The 3,228-nt window shown below is 43.1% G+C and carries 2 protein-coding genes and 1 tRNA gene; 2 read left to right on the top strand and 1 reads right to left on the bottom strand.

Annotated elements, in window-relative coordinates; all coding sequences use genetic code 11:
- Window positions 1–295 precede the first annotated feature (295 nt).
- On the bottom strand, window positions 296–1,522 hold the full coding sequence (gene ampH / locus PR833_RS20150; protein WP_004915965.1) for a D-alanyl-D-alanine-carboxypeptidase/endopeptidase AmpH: 1,227 nt from the start codon (window positions 1,520–1,522) through the stop codon (window positions 296–298).
- A gap of 464 nt (window positions 1,523–1,986) precedes the next feature.
- Between ampH and PR833_RS20155 the strand changes: the two genes are divergently transcribed.
- A tRNA-Leu gene (locus PR833_RS20155) sits at window positions 1,987–2,071 on the top strand.
- Between the two features lie 188 nt (window positions 2,072–2,259).
- A partial coding sequence (locus PR833_RS20160) for a tyrosine-type recombinase/integrase (protein ID WP_272526474.1) occupies window positions 2,260–3,228 on the top strand: 969 nt, incomplete at its 3' end.

Raw genomic sequence — 3,228 nt, forward strand, 5'->3', positions numbered from 1 at the left:
AGCCCATTGCTAATTTAAGGACATTTAGAGTTAGTATCACTCGCCGTGCATTCAATACATTATGGTTGGCGATAACAAAGGATAAAAGTTAAGCGCATCTGGCTCTTTTAGCGCTGCAAGGACTGTTACCGAGCAAAATCGCTCGGTAACAGTTGAGAAAACTTGCTGTTTAGCAATGACAACAAATGGTTATTTATCAACCTATTGCTAATTTAAGGGCAACAAGTTGAATAAAATAGTGTCTTAGGGTTGGGGCATAACTCGCCAGTGCATTCATTGCGTCGGCGGTACGCTTTCAATGTTTTCCATACGCATGGTTAGCCGATAGAGCGGCCACCATATCATTAACCCCCACGGTTAACTTACTAAACTTACTGCTGTCTTTGCGGGTCATCACCACAAAAACGCCGATATTTTGTTGTGGGATCATCGCCATATAGCTATTAAACCCACCTCCACCACCCGTTTTCTGATAAATCCCCGGCCGACCATTTTGTGGCTTCATATAAACCCAGCCAAGGCCAATACCATCCGCATGACCTGCAACATCCATGCCTTTGACATCAAGTAATTTTTCTCTTGGGAAGTAAATACCTTGCTCACGTGCTGCTGTGGCTTTTCTTAGGTTTTTATCCGTCGATAAAAATTGCTGCATCCACTTTTGCATATCCGCAGGCGTAGAATAGACACCGCCGCTTCCTGCCGCCGCTAACGTGTTATGGCATGGGCTTGGCTTAGTGCCTTCCATCAACCTTGCGCATTGAGAGGCGTTAGGCGTGTAGGTTGTTTCGGTCATTTTGGCTGGAGAAGTTACATAACGACTGAACAACTGTGGATAGGACTGCCCCGATGCTTTAACCATTGCATCAGCAAGCAGATCATAAGCAAGGTTTGAGTAAGCAGCTTCGGTTCCCGGTGTCGCATCGAGTTTACCATTTTTTAGCCAGTTCCAACGATTATCCTGCGTTGGCCAAATAAAAACAGGTCTACCCCATTTCCCCCCCGGCTGCTCACGTGGTAATCCGCTGGTATGGCTTGCTAAATGGTATAAACGGATAGGGTGACCACTACTATTATCAGGTACAGTGACGCCATGATAACTGTATTGTTGTAGAGGATCCGTTATCAGTAATTTTTTATCCTGCTCCAGCTTAATTAAGATTTCACTGGTCATTAACTTAGTGATAGAGGCAATCCTAACTAGCGAATGAGGGCCCGGTTTTTTACCATTTCCGGGGGCGGTTTCCCCATAATAGCGTGATAGTGTTTGGTTATTATCAATAACAATGATTGCCATGCCCCGAGCATCGCTTTCGTTAAAAATGCGATTTGCATACAGATCGACAATCTTCGCAACCCGCTCATAGGTTCTTCTATCGCCTTCAAACACTCGCCAGTCATTCGACTCAGCGTCATTATTGCCTTGTAAAAACTTAGGTTGTTTTTCTGTCGTCGTTGAGCAAGCTGCTAATGCGAGAGACAATGCAGACACTGACAGAATTTTTAGAAACGATCTCTTCATGTTTAGGAGCCAGCCGATAGGTAATTTTGCAGATGGTCGAGCAGACCAAGGTTATTTTTTCTTAGCGAAGACCTTCATTAATGCACCTATTAGGATGCCAATAACTACGCCAGTCGCTATCCAGCCTATAAAACCCATGTATAAATACCTTTACTAATTCAACAATGTGCATACGCTAGCAAAAATCGTATGAAGTCGCCAGCAGCCTTGATGAAGCAAATGATTAAATCAAATATTTGACTAAAGTAACATATGTCTAGGCTGATCATTAAGCAAAAAGCATTAAATGGCTAATAGAGAGAGTAGTTATTCAATTTTAGAAGGCAGGACGGTATATCAATCAGGGAGATATTAAGCAACATGCTTTTTTTTTAATCGAACAAACTGAATAATCAAGATAAATGTTGCTAGTCGAGACAAGGCAAGTATAATAGCCACGTTTTCCAAGAAACACATCACTTCGTGCCGGAGTGGCGGAATTGGTAGACGCAGTTGATTCAAAATCAACCGCCTTCGGGTGTGCCGGTTCGAGTCCGGCCTTCGGCACCATAAGAACATCAAGAGACGTCAACAGACGTCTTTTTTTGTATCTGAAATCCCAGATTTACAAGGCTTTTCCCCACTTTTCAGTCTTCCCAAGTATACTAAGGTCAACCCACATCAAGTACCTACTGTTGGTATATGTGTTGGTATCTCTCGATTCGATAATAGTTTGTACCAACAGAAGGAGATAAATCATGGCTCTTACTGATGCTAAAGTCAGGGCTGCCAAGCCTTTGGATAAATCGTATAAATTGACTGATGGTGATGGTATGCACTTGATGGTACATACCAACGGCTCAAAATATTGGCGTTTACAGTATCGCTTTGGCGGTAAGCAAAAAATGTTAGCGCTGGGTGTTTACCCTGATATTTCACTCGCAGAAGCCAGAGAGAAAAGAGATGCCGCCAGAAAGTTAATTGCTAACGGATTTGATCCAAGCGAAAAACGCAAAGAAGTGAAAGAAGAGCAACAAAAAGAATTTAATACATTCGAGAAGGTTGCACGTGATTGGCATGCAACCAATAAGAAGTGGTCGGAAGGGCATAGCCATCGAGTCCTCAAAAGTCTAGAAGACAATATCTTTGCTGCTATTGGTAAACGCAATATTGCCGAACTGAAAACTCGCGATCTCCTCGAACCGATTAAGGCCGTAGAGATGTCTGGACGTCTTGAGGTGGCGGCACGTTTACAACAACGTGTGACAGCTATTATGCGTTATGCCGTACAAAGTGGTTTGATTGATTATAATCCGGCACAAGATATGGCTGGCGCAGTTGCGACAGGTAAACGAGTCCATAGAGCGGCCTTAGAACTTAAACGCTTACCTGAGTTCTTACAACATATCGATGATTATAAGGGAAGGCCTTTAACTAAACTTGCAGTTAAACTTACCTTATTAGTTTTTATTCGTTCTAGTGAACTGCGCTTCGCTCGTTGGGATGAAATCGATTTTGAAAGTGCCATGTGGACGATCCCCGCTGAACGTGAAGCGATAGAAGGGGTTAAGCACTCACATCGTGGATCAAAAATGCGTACTACCCATTTAGTGCCTTTAAGCCGACAAGCCATTGAGATCTTAAAACAGATCTATCAATTCAGCGGTAACCATGAGTTAATCTTTATCGGCGATCATAACCCTAGAAAACCAATTGTCCACTCCCCA

Source organism: Providencia sp. PROV189 (assembly GCF_028480065.1).
In the GTDB taxonomy this organism is placed as follows: domain Bacteria; phylum Pseudomonadota; class Gammaproteobacteria; order Enterobacterales; family Enterobacteriaceae; genus Providencia; species Providencia stuartii.

What these genes read in the sequence shown, in the direction of transcription:
- ampH (WP_004915965.1), bottom strand. Translation starts at nt 1,522, where the DNA reads ATGAAGAGATCGTTTCTAAAAATTCTGTCAGTGTCTGCATTGTCTCTC.